Source organism: Phyllobacterium sp. CCNWLW183, from assembly GCF_037203775.1.
Lineage (GTDB): Bacteria > Pseudomonadota > Alphaproteobacteria > Rhizobiales > Rhizobiaceae > Phyllobacterium > Phyllobacterium ifriqiyense.
Map to the genome: position 1 here is coordinate 245,278 of NZ_JBBCBN010000003.1, position 21,099 is coordinate 266,376.

At 53.5% G+C, this 21,099-nt stretch carries 22 protein-coding genes and 2 tRNA genes; 11 read left to right on the forward strand and 13 right to left on the reverse strand.

All coding sequences use genetic code 11. The features are described from left to right. Positions 1–32 precede the first annotated feature (32 nt). Together V9K95_RS09290 and V9K95_RS09295 are read left to right on the forward strand one after the other, a co-directional pair. Complete coding sequence (locus tag V9K95_RS09290) at positions 33–911, forward strand: sulfite exporter TauE/SafE family protein (protein WP_370878855.1); 879 nt, start codon at positions 33–35, stop codon at positions 909–911. Next, positions 908–1,702, forward strand: a complete 795-nt coding sequence (locus V9K95_RS09295) for a TIGR02186 family protein (protein ID WP_307282618.1) — start codon at positions 908–910, stop codon at positions 1,700–1,702. Before V9K95_RS09290 ends, V9K95_RS09295 begins: the two co-directional genes overlap by 4 nt. Positions 1,703–1,705: 3 nt before the next feature. Here the strand turns inward: V9K95_RS09295 and V9K95_RS09300 are convergent, their stop codons facing one another. Then, positions 1,706–2,620 (reverse strand): methyltransferase domain-containing protein, encoded by a 915-nt coding sequence (locus tag V9K95_RS09300; protein ID WP_336440632.1) that lies wholly within the window; start codon positions 2,618–2,620, stop codon positions 1,706–1,708. A gap of 5 nt (positions 2,621–2,625) precedes the next feature. Next, the gene (locus V9K95_RS09305; RefSeq protein ID WP_336440633.1) at positions 2,626–3,705 is read right to left on the reverse strand and encodes a hypothetical protein; all 1,080 of its coding nucleotides are present in this window, start codon (positions 3,703–3,705) and stop codon (positions 2,626–2,628) included. Positions 3,706–3,915: 210 nt separating this feature from the next. Between V9K95_RS09305 and V9K95_RS09310 the strand changes: the two genes are divergently transcribed. After that, complete coding sequence (locus V9K95_RS09310; protein WP_336440634.1) at positions 3,916–4,878, forward strand: NAD(P)H-dependent flavin oxidoreductase; 963 nt, start codon at positions 3,916–3,918, stop codon at positions 4,876–4,878. On the opposite strand, the gene V9K95_RS09315 is transcribed toward V9K95_RS09310, so the two are convergent. After that, the gene (locus tag V9K95_RS09315; RefSeq protein ID WP_336440635.1) at positions 4,875–5,384 is read right to left on the reverse strand and encodes a GNAT family N-acetyltransferase; all 510 of its coding nucleotides are present in this window, start codon (positions 5,382–5,384) and stop codon (positions 4,875–4,877) included. The genes V9K95_RS09310 and V9K95_RS09315 overlap by 4 nt on opposite strands. 38 nt (positions 5,385–5,422) lie before the next feature. On the opposite strand from V9K95_RS09315, the gene V9K95_RS09320 reads away from it, so the two are divergent. From V9K95_RS09320 to V9K95_RS09330, 3 genes are all read left to right on the forward strand, one after another. Continuing rightward, positions 5,423–5,992 carry a helix-turn-helix domain-containing protein gene (locus tag V9K95_RS09320; protein ID WP_336440636.1) on the forward strand — a complete coding sequence of 190 codons (570 nt, stop codon included), beginning with the start codon at positions 5,423–5,425 and terminating at the stop codon, positions 5,990–5,992. A 170-nt stretch (positions 5,993–6,162) separates the two neighbouring features. Then, positions 6,163–6,238: transfer RNA gene (locus tag V9K95_RS09325), tRNA-Thr, on the forward strand. 208 nt (positions 6,239–6,446) lie between these two features. After that, on the forward strand, positions 6,447–7,946 hold the full coding sequence (locus V9K95_RS09330; RefSeq protein ID WP_336440637.1) for an AAA family ATPase: 1,500 nt from the start codon (positions 6,447–6,449) through the stop codon (positions 7,944–7,946). Between the two features lie 9 nt (positions 7,947–7,955). Here the strand turns inward: V9K95_RS09330 and V9K95_RS09335 are convergent, their stop codons facing one another. Continuing rightward, positions 7,956–8,597 (reverse strand): hypothetical protein, encoded by a 642-nt coding sequence (locus V9K95_RS09335; RefSeq protein WP_336440638.1) that lies wholly within the window; start codon positions 8,595–8,597, stop codon positions 7,956–7,958. Positions 8,598–9,112: 515 nt separating this feature from the next. On the opposite strand from V9K95_RS09335, the gene V9K95_RS09340 reads away from it, so the two are divergent. Continuing rightward, positions 9,113–9,439 carry a hypothetical protein gene (locus V9K95_RS09340; RefSeq protein ID WP_336440639.1) on the forward strand — a complete coding sequence of 109 codons (327 nt, stop codon included), beginning with the start codon at positions 9,113–9,115 and terminating at the stop codon, positions 9,437–9,439. 144 nt (positions 9,440–9,583) lie between these two features. Here V9K95_RS09340 and V9K95_RS09345 read toward each other — a convergent pair whose 3' ends face one another. Beyond that, complete coding sequence (locus V9K95_RS09345; protein ID WP_336440640.1) at positions 9,584–10,162, reverse strand: TetR/AcrR family transcriptional regulator; 579 nt, start codon at positions 10,160–10,162, stop codon at positions 9,584–9,586. 139 nt (positions 10,163–10,301) lie between these two features. Between V9K95_RS09345 and V9K95_RS09350 the strand changes: the two genes are divergently transcribed. After that, the gene (locus tag V9K95_RS09350; protein WP_336440641.1) at positions 10,302–10,859 is read left to right on the forward strand and encodes a DUF308 domain-containing protein; all 558 of its coding nucleotides are present in this window, start codon (positions 10,302–10,304) and stop codon (positions 10,857–10,859) included. A gap of 152 nt (positions 10,860–11,011) precedes the next feature. Here V9K95_RS09350 and V9K95_RS09355 read toward each other — a convergent pair whose 3' ends face one another. Next, positions 11,012–11,188: a YegP family protein gene (locus V9K95_RS09355; RefSeq protein WP_115051345.1), complete on the reverse strand. Its 177-nt coding sequence runs from the start codon at positions 11,186–11,188 to the stop codon at positions 11,012–11,014. A gap of 141 nt (positions 11,189–11,329) precedes the next feature. Here V9K95_RS09355 and V9K95_RS09360 point away from each other — a divergent pair, with 141 nt between their 5' ends. Continuing rightward, positions 11,330–11,965 carry a class I SAM-dependent methyltransferase gene (locus V9K95_RS09360; RefSeq protein ID WP_336440642.1) on the forward strand — a complete coding sequence of 212 codons (636 nt, stop codon included), beginning with the start codon at positions 11,330–11,332 and terminating at the stop codon, positions 11,963–11,965. Positions 11,966–12,023: 58 nt separating this feature from the next. On the opposite strand, the gene V9K95_RS09365 is transcribed toward V9K95_RS09360, so the two are convergent. After that, positions 12,024–12,097, reverse strand: a tRNA-Gln gene (locus V9K95_RS09365). A gap of 184 nt (positions 12,098–12,281) precedes the next feature. On the opposite strand from V9K95_RS09365, the gene V9K95_RS09370 reads away from it, so the two are divergent. Next, positions 12,282–13,706 (forward strand): phosphomannomutase, encoded by a 1,425-nt coding sequence (locus V9K95_RS09370; protein ID WP_336440643.1) that lies wholly within the window; start codon positions 12,282–12,284, stop codon positions 13,704–13,706. 234 nt (positions 13,707–13,940) lie between these two features. Continuing rightward, a complete protein-coding gene (locus V9K95_RS09375) occupies positions 13,941–14,915 on the forward strand; it encodes a LacI family DNA-binding transcriptional regulator (protein ID WP_307282499.1) in 975 nt (324 codons plus the stop codon). Between the two features lie 40 nt (positions 14,916–14,955). Here the strand turns inward: V9K95_RS09375 and V9K95_RS09380 are convergent, their stop codons facing one another. From V9K95_RS09380 to V9K95_RS09405, 6 genes are all read right to left on the reverse strand, one after another. Continuing rightward, positions 14,956–15,411 (reverse strand): RbsD/FucU domain-containing protein, encoded by a 456-nt coding sequence (locus V9K95_RS09380; RefSeq protein WP_115051348.1) that lies wholly within the window; start codon positions 15,409–15,411, stop codon positions 14,956–14,958. Positions 15,412–15,429: 18 nt separating this feature from the next. Then, on the reverse strand, positions 15,430–16,359 hold the full coding sequence (gene rbsK / locus V9K95_RS09385) for a ribokinase (protein WP_336440644.1): 930 nt from the start codon (positions 16,357–16,359) through the stop codon (positions 15,430–15,432). Between the two features lie 25 nt (positions 16,360–16,384). Beyond that, positions 16,385–17,380, reverse strand: coding sequence for an ABC transporter permease (locus V9K95_RS09390; protein ID WP_336440645.1), 996 nt, complete (start codon positions 17,378–17,380; stop codon positions 16,385–16,387). Between the two features lie 8 nt (positions 17,381–17,388). Continuing rightward, on the reverse strand, positions 17,389–18,366 hold the full coding sequence (locus V9K95_RS09395; protein WP_115051351.1) for an ABC transporter permease: 978 nt from the start codon (positions 18,364–18,366) through the stop codon (positions 17,389–17,391). Continuing rightward, entirely contained in the window at positions 18,363–19,862 is a 1,500-nt protein-coding gene (locus V9K95_RS09400; RefSeq protein WP_336440646.1) for a sugar ABC transporter ATP-binding protein, read from the reverse strand. The genes V9K95_RS09395 and V9K95_RS09400 overlap by 4 nt, the downstream gene beginning before the upstream one ends. A gap of 85 nt (positions 19,863–19,947) precedes the next feature. Continuing rightward, positions 19,948–20,991 (reverse strand): autoinducer 2 ABC transporter substrate-binding protein, encoded by a 1,044-nt coding sequence (locus tag V9K95_RS09405; RefSeq protein WP_115051353.1) that lies wholly within the window; start codon positions 20,989–20,991, stop codon positions 19,948–19,950. Positions 20,992–21,099: the final 108 nt, after the last annotated feature.

The window sequence follows — 21,099 nt, forward strand, 5'->3', positions numbered from 1 at the left end:
AGATTTCGGTCAATATCTTCGTGCTGTTCGGCATGGGAGCGGCTGTGGGATTCCTGTCTGGCATGTTTGGTGTCGGTGGGGGATTTCTCATCACCCCGCTCCTGATTTTCTATAACATTCCCCCTGCTGTCGCCGTTGCGACGGGTGCAAATCAGGTCATCGCCTCTTCTTTCAGCGGCGCTCTTACGCATTTCAAGCGCGGCACGCTGGACGTCAAACTTGGGTCATTGCTGGTTATAGGCGGCATTGTTGGTGCTGGCATAGGCATTTATGTTTTCGTTCTCTTGCGTGAACTTGGTCAGTTGGATCTGATAGTTTCCCTGCTTTACGTGGTCTTCCTGTCCACAATCGGTGGTCTGATGCTTTATGAAAGCGTCCAGGCCATGCGACGAACCCGAGCAGGACAATTGGCAACGTTGAAAAAACCGGGGCAGCACAATTGGGTGCACCGGCTTCCATTCAAAATGCGGTTTCGTGCCTCAAAGATCTATGTGAGCATTATTCCAATTCTGGTATTGGGGGCAGCAATTGGCTTCCTGTCGTCAATTATGGGTGTGGGTGGTGGCTTCATCATGGTCCCAGCCATGATCTATCTGCTTAAAATGCCGACCAATGTCGTTATCGGCACGTCGCTCTATCAAATCGTCTTCGTTACCGCCTTTGCAACAATCATGCAGGCAACCACCAACCAGTCGGTCGATATTGTGCTTGCGTTTCTGTTGATGTCCGGCGGTGTCATCGGCGCGCAATATGGAGCGCGTATCGGCCAGAAATTGCGCGGCGAGCAACTGCGCGCCTTGCTGGCTATGCTGGTTCTCGCTGTTGGCCTGCGTCTTGCTATCGAGCTTTTTGTCACTCCTGATGATCTTTATTCGATCAGCCTTGCAGTTGTAACCGGGGGCGGCTTATGAGGCTGGCCCGGTATTCATTCATTCTGGTTGCCGCATTTCTTGCCGGGCAACCTGCCCTGGCCCAGCAGCGCCCAGCAAATACGGAAACGGTGGAGATTGGCCTTTCGACCGATACGATTGCAATCACCTCGGGCTTTCGCGGCACTGACCTGATCGTATTCGGGGCCTTGGATAATGCCGACCCGCTCATTCAACGGCAGGGGCGCTACGATATTGTCGTGGTTCTTGAAGGACCGGAACGCAGTTTTGTTGTCCGCCGCAAGGACCGCTATCTGGGTATTTGGGTCAATGCCGAATCTGCCTCGTTCCAGCACATTCCAGCATCCTATTCCCTTGCCTCCACGCGAAATCTACAGGACATCGCGACGCCGAAAATCTTCACCCAGCTTGGGCTTGGCGTGAACAATATGTACTATGAACCGATGCCGGACGGTTTCAGCTCCAGTGAATCACTCAAGGAATTCACGACCGAATTGCCGCGCCTCAAGCTTAAGCAAAGGCTGTATAACCAGCGTCCCGGCGATGTTCAGTTTTTGTCGGCGACTCTTTTCCGCGCGACGCTATCCCTGCCTGCCAATGTTCCTGTTGGCAAGCATGTGGCGCGGGCTTTTCTCTTCCGCAATGGTGAGTTCTTGCGCGAAAATGCCACCAGTCTCAATATTGTAAAGGCTGGGCTTGAGTTCCGCATTTATCGTGCAGCGAACCAATATAGCTTGCTTTACGGTATTTTCGCCGTGTTGCTGGCCGTGGTTACCGGCTGGGCTGGCCGCCTGATTTTCCGTAAGGATTGATCCTCAATCCCGCAGTCTTGCAACAATAATCAGCCCTTGCAGAGGTTCGCCGCGATCAAGCCGAATGGTTTCTCTGGCAAGCGAGACCAAAGCCATGCCCTGCGCCGATAAAAGCCGCTCTATATAGGATTGCGAGTGGGTATAACGCAGCGAAGATTGCAGGGTCGGCTCATCGCTGCCCTCTTGATTTTCGACCGAAAAAACAAAGAGCCCGTCCACCGCCAGTGACTTTGCGATCGTTGCAAAGGCGCGCTCAAGATCGCCCACATATACGAAAACATCGGCGGCAATCACAAGATCGAGGCTACCGGGTTCCACCTCGAATTCGTTGACATCGCTCTTGCGTAGATCATCATAGATTTGCTTTTCGGCAGCCTTTTGCAACATTGCTTCCGACAGGTCCATTCCGTCCAGACGGTCAGCGACCGGTCGCACATAGGGACCCATCAAACCCGTGCCGCAGCCCAGATCAAGCGCCCGATGATATCTGCGTGCACCGCCATGCACTTCAATGGCTTGTGCCAAAAGCTCTGGAACGCGATAGTCGAGTTTGTCCAGCAAGGCGCTTTCAAAAGTCGGCGCATAGGCGTCAAAAAGAGTTTCGACATAGGCCAAAGGCGGCGTTGCAGGCACTTGCGCATAACCGGTCGCGGCAAGCTTCAGGCCTGCACCAAAGCGATCTTCCGGATCGCATTCCAGCACCTTGCGCCAAGCCGCAGCAGCTGATTCATGCTGCCCGGCGGCTTCCCACATTTCACCGAGGCGAAACCGCCCTGCAGTCCAATCCGGAACAAGTTCCAGCGCCTGCGCCATAAGATCGGCAGCAGCGGCATGATCGCCGCTGTCGAACAGCATATCGGCATAGGAAGCGCGGCGGTCGGCTATCAGATCACCAGATGAGTGGAACGCACGCGCCACTATTGTCAGTTCGTGATCTGCACGCGGATGGCGATAATATCGACAACCTTGCCGGTTTGGGAAATATCCGAATTGATCCTGATAACGCCATTACCCGACGGTTTCTTGTTGGCGGGAAAATCAACCTGCACAAGATATTCCTTGCTGGCGTCGGAAACATCGTAGCGCTTGCGGCCACATTCGCCAAGATTGCCGAAGTTGCAACTGACCGCCATTTGCGTCGCGGTGCCATCCGGCGTCCTTGCCACGATATCAAACAGCGCGGTCTTGCCCGCCAGTTGCTGCAATACGCCCTCACCGATCTGGAAGCTGATCTCATCTGCTTCGCCCGGCGATTTTATACGCAGATATTTCTGCACCTGATCGCCATCAATGGTTGCCGTTGCCCGCCCCGAAACGGAAACCTGTGTTGTATCCGAAGGTTCGAAAATGCCAATCCACGTACCTTCGCTGGGCAATTGCCCTTCTTTCAAAGGTTCGTGGCTGCCGCTGGCTGCGGGATTGCCCGTGCTGGCCGGGACGCTGGAAGGCTTCGAATTGATTATGCCCGTCGCCACCATCCACAATACAACGATCGCGACGACAAACAGGGCAAGAACAATCAAAAGCTTTGTCAGGCCTGTAGCCTTCTTGCTCTCCTGGCGCTGCTTTTTCTCGCGCCGGTAACGATCTTTCTTCACATAGTCTGGGCGTTCATTGCCGGCAGTAAAAGGCCTGTCTGTGGCCAATTCCGGGGCACCGAGCTCTGGGGCTGGTGCGTTGCCGATGGTCGGCTCGATACGTGCATCACGGCCACGAGGGGCCGCAGGCGCTGCGGAAAAGCTTGGCTCACGCGGCTCGACAACCGGCGCTGGCGCAGCATTAACTACCGGGCGCGCAGCCTGCGCTTCATTTTCGATCTTGGTAATGGCGAGCTTCAGGCGCTCGCGCCGCTCCTCGCGCTGCGCGTCGTCAAGCGCCCCATTGGCCGCCAGCGAACGCTCATGCGCGCCCCAGGCCGACTCGTAAACCTTCTGCCGTATTGCAGGGTTCTTGGCATCAGCCTTGGCCAATGCATTGCGGATTGCTTGTTCGATCGCTTCCAAACCGACGATTATCCCTTAAAAGAATCAGAGGCTAGCCATAACCTATCTGACTGCTTATTCAAGACAGAGGCGGCGCAATCATGGCCGCATCATACTTTTTGATGAGATCATTTTTGGTCCACATAGCTTTTGCTTGCTCAAAATCAAAGGCATGATAAAAAGACTTACGTTTACGCAAACGTCAAAATTTGTCAAATCTGGGAGGTAGTCATGGCATTGCCGGAAATTCTGAAGAAAAACCTGCGGATTCCGGTTGTCGGAGCGCCCTTATTCATCATTTCCCATCCGGCTTTGGTCATTGCGCAGTGCAAGGCTGGCATTGTCGGTTCCTTCCCCGCGCTCAATGCAAGGCCGGAAGCTCAGCTTGATGAATGGCTGGCGGAAATCACCGAGGCTCTGCGCGACCATGACGAGAAGAACCCGGACAACCCCGCCGCGCCTTTTGCGGTCAATCAAATCGTCCACCGCTCCAATAAGCGGCTCGAACATGACCTGACCATGTGCGTGAAATACAAGGTGCCGATTGTCATCTCGTCGCTGGGCGCAGTTCCCGAGGTAAATGACGCGATCCATTCCTATGGCGGCATTGTCCTGCATGACATCATCAACAACCGCCATGCAAACTCCGCCATCCGCAAGGGCGCCGATGGGCTGATTGCCGTTGCCGCCGGTGCAGGCGGCCATGCGGGCCCGCTCTCACCCTTCGCGCTTGTACAGGAAATCCGCGAATGGTTTGACGGCCCGCTGCTGCTTTCCGGCGCTATAGCCACAGGCAAAGCCGTGCTGGCCGCGCAGGCCATGGGCGCAGACCTTGCCTATATCGGCTCCTCCTTCATTGCCACTGAAGAAGCGCGCGCTGTTGACGACTACAAACAGATGATTGTCGATAGCGCCTCTTCCGATATTGTCTATTCCAACTATTTCACCGGCATTCACGGCAATTATCTGAAACCATCCATCGCCAAATCGGGCATGGACCCGGATCATTTGCCCGAAGCCGACCCTTCCAAGATGGATTTCGAAGCGGCGACCACCGGCGCAAAAGCCTGGAAAGACATATGGGGCTGCGGCCAGGGCATCGGCGCAATCAAACAGATTGTTCCGGCAGGCGAACTCGTCGCGCGGCTTGAGCGTGAATATAAGGAAGCCAAGGCAGCGCTCTGCGCCGCCTAACGCGCAGCCGCCTTGTCCAGGACGATCTGCATAAATGTCAGATCAAGCCATTTGCCGAATTTGGTTCCTACTTCCGGCAGATGCCCTACCGCTTGAAAGCCAAGTTTTTCATGCAGACGGATGGAAGCTTCGTTGCCGGATTCAATACCGGCAACCATTACGTGCTTGCCCAACTCGCGCGCTTTTTCAATCAACGCCAGCATGAGGATCTTGCCGATACCACCGCCACGCGCAGTCTTATGGACATAGACCGAATGTTCCACCGTGTGGCGATAGCCCTCAAAGGCTCGCCAATCGCCAAACGATGCATAGCCGGTGACTTGCCCCTCATTATTGACACTGACAAGCACGGGGAAACTCTTTGACTGCCGGTCGAGAAGCCAAGCCTTGCGATTATCGAGATCGACCAGCGTCTCATTCCAGATCGCCGTCGTGTTGAGCACAGCATCATTGTATATTTCCAGGATAATTGGGAGATCCGATTCCACAGCCGTACGCACAATCACAACTTGCACCTTTAATATTTGTCTATTATAATTTTAATATGTCTCATAAAATAGATAATGTCGATCAAAAAATTGGCTCCCGCATCCGCATAGAACGGGAAGCACGCGGCTGGTCTCTGACAGAACTTGCACAAAAATCCGGCGTCTCCCGCGCCATGATCAATAAGGTGGAACGCGGCCAGAGCAGCCCGACAGCCATGCTGATGGCGCGGTTTTCCGGCGCCTTTGGGTTGAGCATGTCAACATTGATGGCGCGAGCGGAAATGCAGGCGGGGCGTTTGCTGCGTCGTGGTGACCAACCCATATGGACCGACCCGGAAAGCGGCTATACTCGGCGCCATGTCTCGCCCGTCTCGGACCTTCCCATGGACGTGGTTCATATCGACCTGCCGCCACAGACGCGTGTGCCGCTGCCTGCCTCGGCCTATATTTTCCTGCGCCAGTTGATCTGGGTTCTTGGCGGGACACTGACCTTCATCGAGGGGGAGACGACCCACACCTTGCAAGAAGGCGATTGCCTTGAGCTTGGCATCCCCAGCGACTGTGTGTTCGCCAATGAGACGAATGCGCCCTGCCGCTATGCCGTGATCGTGTTGAGCAAGCGCTAGAGTGCACTGATGAGAGGGCTTGCCGCTTGTTCACGCATAAAGGGATTGTGGGTATTTGCGTCAAAGCTAGCATCGCAAGGCTTGCAATTTAGCCACAATGACGATATCAGGCGCGTCATCCACGACCAATCAAGTTTGGCCGCTTTTGGATCAGGGAAACCAGCTTTCCCGCCGCTTTAGCTCAGTTGGTAGAGCACATCATTCGTAATGATGGGGTCCTCGGTTCGATTCCGGGAAGCGGCACCAGTTTCTGTATATTGATTATCACAAACATCCTATTGATAAATATCCACCTTGGATAAGGAATCTGATGATCAAACTGTAAGCTCATCTCCAAGTGCTTCTCTCGAAACCTCCCTAGTTAATCTGCAGTGGACCCTACATACAAATAAAATATGATCTCCTGACAAACCCCGCATGTTGGAAGCGGTGGTCCTCATCTTTAGGAGAACGGATGTACGACAGCCCCGCTTTTGTACGAGAACTTTCCATCGACAACTTTCGCTGCTTTTCTGCGGCGACGATCAAATTAGCAGTACCGAACGGTAACCTTGGCAGCGGCCTAACCTTGTTTGTTGGGAACAACGGCACAGGAAAAACATCGGTTCTTGAGGCATTAGACTACCTATTCGGCGGGCGATACAAAGCCGAGGCCAAACTGAGCATCAAAGACTTCAACGACTTTGTGAAGCCCATTTCAATAGCAGGCACAACCGATAGATTTAGCGTCAAATCAGAATTGGAGTTTTACAAGGGGAAATACTTCAACTGCACCGGATTGAAATTCTCTGCCGGACCAAGGGATAGGAAGCAAGCAGGCAAACTGTTATCGTCGCCAATTTCAGCAAAAAGCCAGTACTCATTGGACGAAAACGCCTACTACAACGAAAGCGACGGACAGCCATACTTCCAAAGTAAGTCTCACGATACAAAGACCGTCGACCCACGCGAACTTACGCTCGATACGAGCAGAGTCGGGCCGAACGGCATCAACATCTTCTACTTCGACAAGAACCGCGCCCGCCATCTGGTAAGTGGCACATACCGTACAACCTTTGATGCGATCTGCGATGACTTGAATTGGCGATACCAGAAGAAGCTCCGCGAGGAAGGGGCGACCGTGAACTACGCTTCCAAGGTTACAAAAGATGTTTTTGTTTGGGCACTGGATATCGCACAGAAGGGAACTGGGGCCAAATTAGGCGAGAAATTTAGTGACTTCTTCGACAATGCCCATCTCAAAAATCTGAGGTTTGAACTGTTGTCCCTGTTAGAGCCCTTTTCATCAGCATTTCTCGCTGTTCGGGCCGAAGATCAAATCCAGCAAATCACAACCCGGAATCTTGGTTCGGGTGTCGAACTCATCTTGGCCTTACTGCTCCAGCGTTTACTTTCCGACACGGCGAAGGGCGATAAGGTACTGCTGATAGATGAACCTGAGATGCACTTGCATCCAACCGCCCAAAAGAAGCTGGCCGATCTCCTGCTTGAAGAAGCCAAAAACTGTCAAATTGTTGTAAGCAGCCATTCTCCATATTTGCTTCAAAGGCTGGTGAAGTTCGGGACGACGAATGTGTTTTCGTCCATAGCCTCCGGCAAGATCGAAGTGGAACAACAAGCGGCGAGCACGGGTCTATTTCCGTGGAGTCCGTCGTTTGGCGAGGTAAATTTCAAAGCCTTCGCCATGCCGACAGTGGAATTCCACAATGAGTTGTATGGCTATCTCCAAACTAAACATAATCTCGCGAGATCCGAAGACGTAGACAATTTCCTGTCGGGTCGAGGCATCCCAAGTGACCACACATGGGTAAACGCCGCTACAAGAAAGTCATCCGCGGTCTCAGAATGCACATACGTACGTCATTGCATCCACCATCCCGAAAACATGATCAACGCGACATACGATGACGCGAAGCTGGACGCCTCAACCAAGAAGCTGATCAGTGCTCTGTGAAGCAAGTGATCACTTCTTCCTCTTGGCATGGAAAATCAGCTTCAAAGCGTCCGGAACATCATTCTCACCAGTGACCTTGAACCTCGTATTTCCCCGATCATCCAAAATGGGTAGATTGCTTATTCCTGCAAAATGATCCACATCACCGCGAACGGTTATCTGTAAATGGCGCACCTGTGGCTGAACAATTACGTACCAGAAATTGTCGGGCGTTTCTGAGAAGTTGTTCTTCTGGCCACGCTTAAGATTGCCCGCGAAGCGGCTGCGGACACCATCCAGAAGGTTTTGCGCCGCCTTTCGCATGTCTGTTGGGAGAAGGTCATTCACCAAGCCCAAGAACTGCCGGTCACCGGGGCTGAGTATTGATCTGGAAGCATAATCTGCAGTGCTTTGATCGGCTGCATTAAACTCAGCCGCGATAGCTATAGTCTGTGATTTGGTTCCAACGTTCAGTGCGGTCGCCTGATCGGCCGCAAACTTCAGCGACTTAGATTTCAGATCGAAGATAGGTGAGTTGACGACAATAATACTGCGGCTTCCAACTGAAGTGGTTGAACCTCCTAAAAAGCGAACCTGATGAGGTGGAAGTTCGACGATCCACATTCCAACGCCAACAGGCGCGGCATTCTCAATCGTGAATATCAAGGACATAACAGCACCTTACACGCATTGTTCTGTATAGTGTTCTGGCCAGAAGAATTTGAATATAGATCTGCAGTACTACTTAGTCAATAATTATTCATCTACTCTGGCTTTCCGTGGCTTTCATATCCACAGTTTGCCTAATGATCGGTGGCAACTCTCCCAGGGAGCACATAAAGTGGCTTCCTCTACACGATCCCCCAATTAGGCCTCCTTGACATTCCGTCACTTAGCCAATTCAACTTTGCTCTTCCCGCCCCCTTTCACCCGCTCCGCTTTCCCACTATGATTCCCGTTGAGATCGGTCGAAACGGATCGGTCTTGGGGCTTCGTATCCTCTCCCACGGCGGTCGGTGTCGACCGCAAAGACACCTCCTCAGCCTTATGGCCGGGGAGGCCTCGGCGTATGTCCAGAGCTTCGGCTTAAAGGCCGTGGCGGTCGTCTGTGGGCGACTTACGAACTCCCCGGTCACCAGAGGATAAACCTCGGGTGGCCGCTTTCCTCGCGAGACAAGGGAGTTTTCATGACCGAGTATAATTTTATTTCTGATTTTCTTGATACTTTTCAATCATCACCCGATTGGATCAAGGCTCTGTGGCTACTGATCCCGCCCGGCTTTCTGCTTGGCCTCATAGCGATGGCGATGCGTTTCAGCATTGCCAAGACGCAGGTGGCCCCACGAGAGCAAGGTGAGCTGATTTATTCAGTCCACCGCGATGCGGGAAATCAGCTGCATATCGTCAGACATATCCCACTTGTTGACGGCAACCCGGCATTGCTCATGCTTGATCCTCTGAGCAACTCCGAACCTGCATCACAAAACCCAAACCGCCTTGCCCCGCCCGCTTAAGAGACTGTCAGAGTACTTAAACGGGTCATGCAGGGGTTACATGCCCCAAAACAGGTAGCACACAAGCCTCTGATGAGCTCTGAGGCCGTCTGAGCACCTATGGCTGTGGTAAAGGCAAGCGTAGCGTTAATGTTCTTCCGCTGATTACTTCGTCAGTTTGGCAATCTGGCTGCTGATGATTGCGATGAACAATCCGGGATCGTCAAAAGCCCTTGCAGAGAGCATAGCCCCATGAACCGAGGCCATCAGCATTTGGGCCTCCTCTTCCGGGGACCTGTTCAACCGGAACAGACCCTGCTCCGCTCCTGCGCTCAGCACCGCCGCAAGCCATGTTGCGAGGCTTTGGAAATGGGCGCGCACGCGCGAGGCGACCTCATCGGGCAGCATTTGCATCTCACCAGCCAGCATCGCGCAAACGCAAAAGGGCTGCGAGGCATCGCGGATGCATGTGTCCCAGTAATTCAAATAGGCCTGCAACTGTTCGTCAGGGTTAGCAACCTGGCTTCGCAGCGAGCTCAAACCCGCTTCAGCCTGCCCCCGGTAACGGTCCACCAGCACGGCAACCAGCTCGGCCTTTGTCGGAAAGTGATGGTGAATACTCGCTTTTCGGATGCCTATTGCAGCCGAAATATCGGCATAGCTGAATCCGTTATAGCCCCCCGCGACGATGAGAGACTGCGCGACGTCGAGAATCTTTTCTGAAGTGGAAGCCATTGATTTCATAAGCTCGCCTACCTTCTGGTAGGCTGGATGTCAAGACCAAGCGCCGCCGCCCCTTTCACAATGAGGTGTTCAGAAACAGGGTTGACTCTCGATTTTAACCTTCCTACTAGTAGGTAGATTTTAAACAGGAAAAACGTCCATGCAAACTAAACCTTCAACCCCGTCCAACTGGCTGCGAAACTATTATTTCACACGCGCCATCTTCTCTGTCGCGTGGGTTACCGCCGCCATTCTTTTCAACGCGCAATCCTCTTTCGTCGTGCTTCTGCTCGTCATCTATCCGGCATGGGATGCGCTCGCCAATCTGGTTGATGCCCGTGTCAATGGCGGCTTGAAAGCCAATCCGTCTCAAGGGTTCAATGTCGTGGTCAGCACGATAACAACCATCGCCGTTATCCTTGCTGTCAGCAACAGCATGTATGCGGTTCTGGCCGTGTTCGGCGTTTGGGCAATCTTTTCAGGTTTGTTGCAGTTGAATACGGGTCTGAAGCGCTGGCGTTCTTATGGCGCGCAATGGCCGATGATCCTGAGCGGCGCACAATCGGCCTTCGCCGGTGGCTTCATGATCAGCCAATCCATCGGCACTGTGGTGCCGACGATTCTGGAAATCGTTCCCTATGCAGCCTTTGGCGCGTTCTATTTCCTGCTTGCGGCAATCTGGCTTGTCGTCACAGTCTATCGCAAAGCAGAGGCGTAGGTGTCGTCGCTCTCTATTTGCGATCCGATAAAGCTTAGCTGTCCTGTTAAGCACAGACCTAAACCAGACGTGCCGTCGCAGTAGCAATGCGGGCAAAAAATTGGCAGGGCGGGCACAGTCTATGCGCCTGCCCTGCGCCATATAATATAGGCTTAGCTTATGTCTTCGACAGGAGCGCTTGGACCATTTTTCTTGATTGAATCAATGGCGTTTTGCGCGCTGGACTTGGATGTATAACCCTCGGTCGAGAACATCACTTCGCTGTTATATTTAAAGCGAACGCGAAACTCGCCAGCTTTGTCTTTATAAATTTCGAACTTGTGGGCCAAAATATAGCTTCCTTTTGCAAGCGTGAATCACACAACCTCAACGTGCCATTTGCAAAGACTATTGACAAGGGTTGCATTGGTGCCAGTCTCCCCTCGGCTTGGCCGACCTATCTGCCATTCAAACAAACAATGAGCGCTATTATGAACACTGCGAGTGACGCCCGTTTCTGGGACCGATCCTCACGGAAATATGCGGCGGGCAAAATCGCAGATCAGGCCGGATATGAGCAAACGCTGAACCGGACCCGCGCTCTGTTACAGCCGGGCGACAGAGTATTGGAGCTCGGCTGTGGCACAGGCACGACGGCGCTGCGGCTTGCGGGCAGTGTACAAGCCTATCTCGCGACGGATATTTCCAGCGAGATGATCGCGATTGCCGAAGGCAAGCGGGCGGCAGACCCCATTGCAGGGCTTTCCTTCCGCGTCACCACAGCCGAAGGATTGGCGCTCAGCGATGGCTCATACAACGCCGTTCTCGGTTTTAATTATCTCCATCTAGTCCGCGATCTGCCCGGCACGCTGCGCCATATCCATGCCTTGCTCGCGCCTGGCGGGCTGTTTATCTCCAAGACGCCCTGCGTCGGCGAGATGAACCCACTCATTCGGCTGGTCTTGCCGCTTATGCGAGCGGTCGGGCTTGCGCCCTACGCCGGTGTCTTCCGGGCTGCGAAGCTTAGCCAGATCATCAGCGCCGCTGGCTTTAGCATTCTTGCCTCGGAGAACCACGCAACCAAGGGAAATGACAATCGGCCCTATATCGTCGCGCGCAAGCAGTGACCAAGCGTGGTTGTCACGGTAGCGGGCGGGAGAATTTGCATAATCGAGGATTGATATTTGGCTGGGGAACCTGGATTCGAACCAGGACTAACGGAGTCAGAGTCCGTGGGTCTACCGTTAACCTATTCCCCAACAGTTGCCCGAGGGACAACAGTGATGCGGGTCGTCATATAGTTGAAATCAATCGGCTTGCAAACCCCTTGATCGCATCTTTTGGACAATTGTTTTATCTTGTCGAAAAGGCTGCCCTGATCATAAACTGTTATATATGTGCATTACCACATATGCGCAGGCCCGGGGGCATGAAGAATAAACAATGACAAGCTTGAAATTTGGAACGAGCGGCCTTCGCGGTCTGGTAAGCGAACTTCCCGATGCGATTTGCCGGGCCTATACGCTGGCATTCCTGCATCACATGCAAAAGGCTCATGCTATTGCGCCAGGCGGCAAGCTGCTGGTCGGTTATGATCTGCGCGAGAGCAGCCCGCGAATCGCCGCCGCCTGTATCGACGCTGCCCGGGTTTTCGGTATGGAGGTTGAAAATAGTGGCCCTCTGCCGACGCCTGCGCTGGCTCTGCGGGCGCTTGCCCAAAAGCTTCCGGCTATCATGGTTACTGGCAGCCACATTCCCGCTGACCGCAATGGCTTGAAATTCTATCGGCCGGATGGCGAGATCGACAAGAGCGATGAGGCGGGTATTCTCGCCGTGCTCGACCTTGCCGGGAATGATATCTCCGTTCCCGACGATGCCGGGGATATTTCGCCAAAGGCGCTGGCAGAATATGAAAATCGGTGCATATCCATGCTCGACGCCGGAGCACTTGCAGGCAAGCGCATCGGCGTCTATCAGCATAGCTCGGTCGGGCGCGATCTGATCGTGCGCGTGCTCGGCGCACTGGGCGCGGAAACGGTCGCCATCGCCCGTTCGGATGTATTTGTGCCAGTGGATACGGAAGCATTGCGGCCTGAAGATATTACGCTGGCCGCTGGCGCTGCCGAAAAATACCGACTCGATGCAATGGTCTCAACCGATGGCGATGCGGATCGCCCGCTGGTTGCCGACGAAACCGGGACCTTTATTCGCGGCGATAGTCTTGGCTTGCTGACGGCGCGCTTTTTGAATGCCGATGCCGTCGTGACACCCGTCACCTCCAATACAGCTATTGAGCTAAGTGGCCTTTTTGCCAAGGTCTATCGCACAAAAGTAGGCTCGCCCTATGTCATTGAGGCGATGCAACAGGCCGCCAGGGATGGCTATCAGCGGATCGTCGGCTTTGAGGCCAATGGCGGTGTGCTGCTGGGTTCAAATGTTGATTTGGGCGACGGCATTGTGGTGGCATTGCCTACGCGCGATGCCATGCTGCCGATCATCGCGGTGCTTGGTATGGCGGCGAGAGACAAGGTGCAGGTGTCGAAATTGCTGGAAGACCTTCCCGCGCGCTTCACGCGGAGCGGCCGCATTGAGCATGTTGAATCCAGCAAGAGCAGCCCATTCCTTCAGGCTTTGCTTGACGATGACCAACGCGCAAGCTTTTTTGCCCAGCTCGGCATTATTGAGGCTAATGACGCCATTGATGGCATACGCATTGTTTTTGCGACTGGTGAGGTGGTCCATTATCGCGCCTCGGGCAATGCGCCAGAATTGCGCTGCTATGCGGAAGCTGCAACTGATGCGCGGGCCGAACAATTGCTTGAGTGGGGCCTGCAAAGAGCTGGTGAGCACTTACGCAAATATGGCTGAGCTGGCCTCACGGGAATAGAGCATGCGATTGGAGTGAGGCTGACACCAATTGTCAGCTGGTTGTCTGTTTCTAACTGCCTTGGGCACGCTCATAGCAAATGTTAGCATCACGAGGCTTCAGTTAAGTATATGTATCTGGTGGCGTTTACGAATTTGACATTTGTATAAGAGTTTGCGACCGGATGGGATACAAGTGTCAAGTTCACTCCACTAGCGATTCGGAAAAGGTTCTCGATGGTCAACATTAAGGACGTAGCGGCGCGGGCCAATGTTTCCGTCGGTACAGTCTCTCGCGTGCTGGCCAAAAACGAAACCGTCGGGAAAGAACTGCGCGAGCTGGTAGAGGCAACCATCCGGGAGCTGAACTTCCGGCCAAGTGGCGTTGCAAGGGGCTTGAGACGCAGCCGAACCGATATGATCGGTCTGGTTATTCCCGATATTACCAATCCGTTTTTCGCAGAACTTGCAAAACACGTGGAAGCCAGCGCGTCGCAAGCCGGTTTTTCCGTTTTGCTGTCCATCACCAATGATGATCCGAAGATCGAGCTTTCACAGATAGAAACTCTGCTTCGCAGTTATCCGACCGGCTTGATCGTCGTTCCCACGCAATTTGGCGCACCTGCAAAGTGGCAGAGCGATATTGCGACTGTGGCTGTAGACCGCCGCTTGAAAAATTATCCGCTGATTTCGGTGGATCATTATGCGGGCGCTGGCCTTGCCGCGCAGCACCTTTTGCAACTCGGCCATAGGCGTATTGCCTATATTGCGGGGCCCAATGAATCCCCCGTTTCGCGGGAGCGACGCAAAGGGTTTCTAGATACACTTATTGCCGCCGGCATTCAGCCAGAGGTTGTAGAGGGGCATTTCGATTATCAGTCGGGCGAGGTCCTGGGAAAACACTTGCTGAGCAGTCCTGAAGACGTCCGCCCCACCGCAATCGCTACCGCCAGCGACCAGCAAGCTATTGGCTTGATGCGCGCGGCGAGCGATCTTGATCTTAAAGTTCCCGATAATCTCTCAATCATCGGATTCGACGATATTCCGCTCGCTAATCTGATCACGCCAAGACTGACCACGATCAGCCAGCCTGTGGAACAAATCGCAGCGCGAGCAGTGGCGTTTGTTATCGGTGAAAACGCCGCGGGTACCAACGCCGGATTGCTTGATGCGACATTGGTTATACGCAATTCAACGGCTGCACCGCGCTAAACACTCGTAAGCATCTAGTGGAGCGGCCTTTGCTCCAGGCTCAAGCGTTATCCGGCGCAATGACGCCCTTCGTCAGGATAAAGCATCCATAAAAGCGGCGCTCACCTGTTGCGATAACGCAGTAGGCGTTTTTGGCATGCTCATAAAACGCCATCCGGTCGATTGAAACCATTGGCCAATGCTTGCCTTCAGCCTGATCAATCTCCGCCTGCATTTCGATTTGCACATCCGGCACTTCGTCTGGGTTTCCGACAATCTCCATTCGCGCCGCTGCGTCGTCGATGAATGTATCAAGCGGCATAACCGAAAGGATCGCTCGGGCAGCACGTGGCGCCGTTACGGCGTCGATACGCAAAAGACGGCCCAATTTCGTTTGCCGCGCGATGGAATCGCCTGGGAAATTGGTGTCGCAAATAACAAGCCGGTCACCATGCCCCATGGATTTCAGGGCGTAGAGAACATCGGCATTCAGCAGCGGATCGAGATTCTTCAGCACGGTTGCTTACCTCTTCATTTAAGCGGATTGGGTGGTCAGAAACTGCTCGAATTCCCTGGCTGTGGCATAGGACTTCTGCGTGCCTGGGCGTGTGATGGAATCTGCCGCATAAATGGCAGCTTTCTTCAGCGATGGTTCAAGTTCACCGGTTTCGACATAGAACCGCGCGAAGCTGCCTATAAAGGCATCGCCAGCGCCGGTTGTATCTTTCGGCGTGACCTTGATCGGAGCAATCATTGTTGATTGATCTTTTGTTATCAAGCGGGCTCCGCGCGCGCCCAGCGTGACGATGACTGTGCGTATACCTTTGGCGACCAGCGACCGCGCTGCTTGTTCGATTTCGTCATCTGTTCCCGTCGGCAATCCGGTCAACAAGGCCAGCTCAGACTCGTTAGGAACGACGAAAGTGGCCGTTGTGACTTTTGAAGGATCCAAATCCGGTGCAGCAGGTGCCGGATTGAGAATTGTTTCAATTCCATGTTTTTCGGCAAAGGCGAGCGTGTAATACACAGTCTCCAGCGGCACTTCCAACTGCATCAGGATCAGGCTGCATTTTTTAAGATCCTCTGCGGCCGCATCTATATCGGCAGGCTTGAGATCATTATTGGCGCCCTTGATAATGAGGATGGAGTTTTCACCCGTTTCATCAACGAATATTGGCGCAACGCCGCTCGATTTGCCGGGAACTGTCCCGACGTGGGAGATATCAATTCCGTTGTCTTTGAGATTATTGATCGTGCTTTGACCAAAAACATCATCACCTACTTTGGTGAGCATCAAAACGTCAGCACCAAGTCTTGCCGCAGCAACAGCCTGATTTGCGCCCTTGCCGCCAAAGCCCATGGAAAACTCAGGCGCTTCCAGTGTTTCACCGGGTGCAGGCATGCGGATGATCGATGTGACCAGATCAGTCATGTTGCTGCCGACCACTGCGATGCGTCGTGCCATATGTATGTCCCTCAAATTACAACTCTTATCTATCTGTATTGCGGAAAGCATTCAGGGCAATAACGATGAGCAGAAATCCACCCCATATGAAATCGATCAGATGGTTGGAGAACCGCAATATCTGGAAGCCGGAAGAAAGCAACATCAGCGCAATCAATGCGATGGAGACGCCAAGCACCCTGCCTTTGCCGCCCGCAGGGTTGGTGCCTCCAAGAACGGCAATCAAAACAGCTTGCAGAAGATAGGATGCACCATAATCCGACTTGGCAGCATTTGTGCGGCCGGAAAGGATAATCCCGGCGATGGCAGCCATCATGCCTGTCAGCATATAAGAATAAAGGATCATGCGATCCTTGCGCAGACCGGCAAAAATTGCAGCACGGGGGTTGGTACCGATGAGCATCAGGTTGACGCCGAAGGTTGTACGCGTCAGCAGGATGGCGACTGCACCTGCTACGATAACGAACAGCACGAATGGCGTTGCCAAGCCCAGCACCTTGCCATTGCCAATGAAGTTCCAGCCATCCGGAAAGCCCGTGATTGCGGGACCGCCGGTGAGAACCACGGCAAGACCAGTGAAAATCTGTCCAGTTCCCAGCGTCGCAAGGATAGGCGTAATCCGCAGCTTCGAAATCAGGAACCCGTTCAATAATCCCGCCAGCAATCCGATGCCGAGCGCGAGCAATATGCCGATACCTGTATAGAGCAGGATCATCCCGGTGGATTGCTCTGTTCCGACAATGACCGAGTGGAAGAATACGCCGGCAAGAATACCGGCAAGATTGGCAATGCCTACCACCGACAGATCGATGCCGCCGGTCAGCATGGCAATCATCATGGCAATCGCCAGAATGCCAAGCTCAGGCATGATGTAGGTAATGGACTCAAAATTATAGTAGCGCAGGAACTTGTCCGGATTCAGCCATGACATCAGTGCAAACACCAGAATGGTGATGGCAATAAGCTGCAGGATATTGCGGTCCTGCCCGAAAATACGTTTGGCGATTGAACGGTCTGACATTGTGCTTCTCACACCAGTTTCTTGCGATCGCGCCACGCTGTCAGCGCAGTCGCTCCAACGATAATCAAGCCGACGACAACGCGTTGCCATGTTGTATCGACCTTCATGATGATCAGGCTATTCTTGACCATGACGAGCATGAACACTCCGAGCAAGGTTCCGGCAACGCTGCCGCGTCCACCAAAGATCGAAGCGCCGCCCAGCACGACCGCTGCAATGACATCAAGCTCGAAACCTGCGAAATCACGCGGGTTCGCTTGCCAGATCATCGAGCCCTGCAAAAGACCGGCAAATCCTGCCAGAGCGCCTGCAAAACAATAGACAAAGAACAATGTTTTGCGCGTATCGAAGCCCACGCGCTTGGCAGCTTCCGGCGCACCGCCATAGGCAAAAATGCTGCGCCCGATCATCGTGTAGCGCAGAAAAAGATGCGTCACGAGCGCAAGGCCGAGATAGATGAGGATCATGGCCGTCAGGCCGAAATTCGTTCCGGTTGCCGATGTTGAATTGACGAGATTGACCTTGGCAAAATTGATCAGCTCCGGCGGCATCTTATCGATGTTGATGATGCTGGTACCGACCAGGCCGAGCAACAGACCGCGCACGACACTGCCGGTTCCAAGCGTGACGATGAGCGGAATCATCCGGAATGTATGAATGAAAAACGCATTGAACGCGCCAAGAACGAGGCCGATAAGGGTTGCAGCTATAAAGGGCACAAGCACGCCTTCATAACCGAAATAGAGCATGCCCTTGACGGTCAGATACATCGCCGCCACCGCAAAGGCGGTGAAGGATACGTCGATACCGCCGGAAATCATTACGACAAGGACGCCCAGTGCCATGATACCGATAATGACATTGCTGCGGAGCAACCCGAACATATTGTCCAGCGACCAGAAGGCCGGGTTAATCAATCCAATAAAGATCATGGCGACCAGTAGAATGGCGGCGATGATAAATTCTGATCGGCGAAAAATCGTCATTTCAAAGCCTTCAACCGGTCGTTTAATGCGTCTTCGTTCAATGCATCTGCGGCGACTTCATCAACAAAACGTCCGCGATGCATGACAATGACACGGTTACAATTCTGCACGAGTTCGGGAACATCGTCAGATATCATCAGCACAGCCAAACCATTCTCGGTAGCCAGCTCACGGATTTTCCGATGAATTTGGGCTTTGGAGCCCACATCGACGCCAACGGTAGGGCCGTTGAGGATAAGGACACGCGCGCCTGTCAACAACCACCGGGCAAGCACCACGCGCTGCTGGTTACCACCGGAAAGATGGTTGACCGGAGTCTGGGGACCGGGCGCTGCAATCTGCATCGCTCCAAACATGGCTTTCGTCGCCGCATCCGCTTTTTTGCGGTCAATGAACATACCGCTGACGAAGTTTTCGAAGGAGGTAGCGAGCATATTGCGCTCGATTGACTGGGTAAGAAACAGCCCTTCGGTCAGACGGTCCTCGGGCACATAGGCAAGACCGCTGGCGATGGCGTCCTGTACGGTCTTCGGGTGGACGGCCTTGCCGTCAATTGTCACCGAACCCGTATATTTTGGGTTCATCCCGAAAAGTGCCAGCGCAAGCTCTGTACGACCGGAGCCGATCAGACCGGATAAGCCGACGATTTCGCCCGCGCGCAATGTCAGGTCAATATTCTCCAACGTGCCCGGAATACTCAACTGTTTGACATTCAGACGCGGCTGCTCATCACCTTTTACAGGCGTCCATTCATAGGTCTGATCCGTGAGGTCATGCCCTGTCATAGCGCGGGTAATGGCCGCCTCGTTAAAATCGCTGATCGGGCCTTCTGCAACTTTTTTGCCATTGCGAAGAACAGTCAACCGCTCGCTGATTTCCAGCATTTCGCGCATTTTATGGCTGACGAAAAGCACTGCAATTCCCTGAGCCTGAATATCGCGGACAATACGGAACAACGCGTCAACTTCTGGGCGTGTAAGGGCAGTTGTCGGCTCATCCATGATGATAAGCCTGGCATCACCCATCATGGCGCGGGCAATTGCCACGATCTGCTTGCCGGATGTCGGTAGCGATTCCACGTCGGCATCAAGGTCCATGGTGACGCCAAGACGCGCCAGGGCTTTGGTCGCCAGATCGCGAATCCGTTTCCAGCTGACTGACTTTTTGCCTTCAAGAAGCAACGTGTTCAGCGCCAGATTTTCTGCAACGGTCAAGTTCCCGAACAGAGAAAAATCCTGATAGATAACTTGGATGCCCTGTTGTACGGACCGCGCAGGCGTAAATCCTGTTACCGGCTTACCGTCAATCAGGATCTCCCCCTCGGTGGGCGTATAAACGCCTGCTATGGTCTTGATGATCGTCGACTTGCCGCAGCCGTTTTCACCCGCAAGGCAGTGGATTTCCCCGGGCTTCACAACAAGCGAAACATTATCGAGCGCCACAAGGCCGCCAAACCGCTTGCTGATATTCTTAAGTTCCAGAAGGTTTTCGCTCATGCTTTCCCCGCTATGGTGGAGATCCGCGAATATCAGGAAAGCGGGGGCCTTCTGCAACGCCCCCGCTTTCCTGTCACGTTAAAAATCAGAAATTATATGAATTCATATTGTCTGCGGTAACACCAACCCAACCGGCACCAAAAAGTACATTTGGTCTGGATGCATCTGGAGCGAGCAGATTGTCATAGCCGGGCAGTCCGAGATTGAGACCAGCCTTAATAAGGTCCGTCTTTTTGTTGAGGGCCATGACAGCCAGTTCATTCATGGCATAACCGGCTACTGCTGGATCCCAGAACTGAATGTACTGGATATCGCCATTCTTGAGATATTCGCCTGCTACCGAAACAAGACCTGTACCAGCAAAGAAGACTTTACCCTTTAATCCGCCTTCAGAGATCAGGCGTCCAGCACCGGCAGAGGTCGGCATTGGTGCGCCGAGGATACCTTTGACGTCCGGATAGGTCGTCATGGCTTCCTTCAGCTTGGTGTAATCCTGATTGGCATCATCATAGGTTTCCAGACGTTCTGTCGCGAGCGACATGTCGGGGAAATTCTTCTTCTGATATTCAATGGCGCCGTCAATCCAGTCCATCTGCGATTTCGATGTCAAGCTGCCGACGGTAGCAAGATACTTACCCTTGCCGTCCATGGATTTACCCAGAACTTCCATCAACTTGGCCCCGTAGGCCTTGTTGTCAAATGCTTCCAGAACATAATCAGCGTTGACGATGTTCGAAGCTTCATGCGCAATCACGACGATGCCGCGCTCGCGTGCTTTTTTCAGAACCGGCTCAACAGCCTCTACCGAGAATGGCACGATGCAAATGGCATCTACACCCTGGGCAATAAGATTTTCTACGATCTGCACCTGTGCAGCAGCATCCGCAGAGCTAGGACCGACCATCCAGACGTCAGCGCCTGTTTCGGATTTGAACTGCTCGACACCCTCGCGCATGCGGTCGAACCAGGCAATGCCATCGACCTTGACGACAGTTGCGATCGTATAGGACTTGCCGTCGGCTCCGGTCACATATTCCTTGTTGACCTTCGAGGTGTCGACGGGACCCTCAGCCAGCGCCGGCACGGCCAGTGCCAGCGTTATTGCCAGTAATGCTAAAAGTTTCTTCACGAGGCTTCCTCCCTTGGTTGCTCTTTCGGAGCGAGCACAAACCCGCCAACTCCATCTCTCCCTGACAACCGCAATCATTCTTTTGAATTCATCCGGTCATCGCCGTTT

Excerpts from the sequence above, each read along its gene's own strand:
- V9K95_RS09310 (WP_336440634.1), top strand. The coding sequence starts at position 3,916 with ATGGCATTGCCGGAAATTCTGAAGAAAAACCTGCGGATTCCGGTTGTC.
- V9K95_RS09360 (WP_336440642.1), top strand. The coding sequence starts at position 11,330 with ATGAACACTGCGAGTGACGCCCGTTTCTGGGACCGATCCTCACGGAAA.
- V9K95_RS09375 (WP_307282499.1), top strand. The coding sequence starts at position 13,941 with ATGGTCAACATTAAGGACGTAGCGGCGCGGGCCAATGTTTCCGTCGGT.
- V9K95_RS09335 (WP_336440638.1), bottom strand. The coding sequence starts at position 8,597 with ATGTCCTTGATATTCACGATTGAGAATGCCGCGCCTGTTGGCGTTGGA.
- V9K95_RS09295 (WP_307282618.1), top strand. The coding sequence starts at position 908 with ATGAGGCTGGCCCGGTATTCATTCATTCTGGTTGCCGCATTTCTTGCC.
- V9K95_RS09350 (WP_336440641.1), top strand. The coding sequence starts at position 10,302 with ATGCAAACTAAACCTTCAACCCCGTCCAACTGGCTGCGAAACTATTAT.
- V9K95_RS09400 (WP_336440646.1), bottom strand. The coding sequence starts at position 19,862 with ATGAGCGAAAACCTTCTGGAACTTAAGAATATCAGCAAGCGGTTTGGC.
- V9K95_RS09345 (WP_336440640.1), bottom strand. The coding sequence starts at position 10,162 with ATGAAATCAATGGCTTCCACTTCAGAAAAGATTCTCGACGTCGCGCAG.
- V9K95_RS09320 (WP_336440636.1), top strand. The coding sequence starts at position 5,423 with ATGTCTCATAAAATAGATAATGTCGATCAAAAAATTGGCTCCCGCATC.
- rbsK (WP_336440644.1), bottom strand. The coding sequence starts at position 16,359 with ATGGCACGACGCATCGCAGTGGTCGGCAGCAACATGACTGATCTGGTC.
- V9K95_RS09395 (WP_115051351.1), bottom strand. The coding sequence starts at position 18,366 with ATGACGATTTTTCGCCGATCAGAATTTATCATCGCCGCCATTCTACTG.
- V9K95_RS09290 (WP_370878855.1), top strand. The coding sequence starts at position 33 with ATGGGAGCGGCTGTGGGATTCCTGTCTGGCATGTTTGGTGTCGGTGGG.
- V9K95_RS09340 (WP_336440639.1), top strand. The coding sequence starts at position 9,113 with ATGACCGAGTATAATTTTATTTCTGATTTTCTTGATACTTTTCAATCA.
- V9K95_RS09330 (WP_336440637.1), top strand. The coding sequence starts at position 6,447 with ATGTACGACAGCCCCGCTTTTGTACGAGAACTTTCCATCGACAACTTT.
- V9K95_RS09390 (WP_336440645.1), bottom strand. The coding sequence starts at position 17,380 with ATGTCAGACCGTTCAATCGCCAAACGTATTTTCGGGCAGGACCGCAAT.
- V9K95_RS09370 (WP_336440643.1), top strand. The coding sequence starts at position 12,282 with ATGACAAGCTTGAAATTTGGAACGAGCGGCCTTCGCGGTCTGGTAAGC.